The sequence below is a fragment of the Hydrogenophaga electricum genome, from assembly GCF_030160815.1.
Classification (GTDB): domain Bacteria; phylum Pseudomonadota; class Gammaproteobacteria; order Burkholderiales; family Burkholderiaceae_C; genus Hydrogenophaga; species Hydrogenophaga electricum.
Genome location: NZ_BSPB01000181.1, coordinates 1 through 612, shown reverse-complemented (window position 1 = coordinate 612; position 612 = coordinate 1). Strand labels below are relative to the sequence as shown.

Annotated in this window: 1 protein-coding gene; it reads right to left on the bottom strand. The window is 39.5% G+C overall.

The features are described 5' to 3' along the window. The coding region (locus QQK43_RS23790; protein WP_284309658.1) for a photosystem I psaA/psaB family protein at positions 1-612 on the bottom strand (612 nt) is incomplete at both ends.

The following is a 612-nucleotide window of genomic DNA, read 5'->3' as shown; positions in this document are numbered from 1 at the left end:
CCGTCGCAAGGAAAACTATATCCAAAATCTTTTTTATCCGGCATTAATTTGGAACCGCGTGCATCTAAAGCACCCTTTACTAAAATCAATGTAGTTGTATGCAAACCTAAAGCAATAGCATGATGAACCAAGAAATCTCCAGGTCCTATTGTTAAGAAAAGCGAATTACTATTCTCGTTAACAGCATTCAACCATCCGGGTAACCATAGGGTTCGACCCGCATTGAAAGCGGGACCGCTCGTTGAAGATAAGAGTATATCGAACCCATATGTCGTCTTACCATGAGCCGATTGTATCCATTGAGCAAATATAGGTTCGATCAAGATTTGCTTTTCTGGAGTACCAAAAGCAAGCATGACGTCATTATGAACATAAAGGCCCAAGGTATGGAATCCTAGGAAGAGACTAGCCCAACTTAAATGAGATATGATAGCTTCTTTATGGTCTAACATTCTTGCCAATACATTATCCTCATTCTGTTCCGGATTGTAATCTCTAATGAAAAAAATAGCTCCATGAGCAAAAGCCCCTGTCATGATGAACCCTGCAATGTATTGGTGATGAGTATATAAAGCTGCTTGAGTAGTAAAGTCTTGTGCTATGAATGCATAA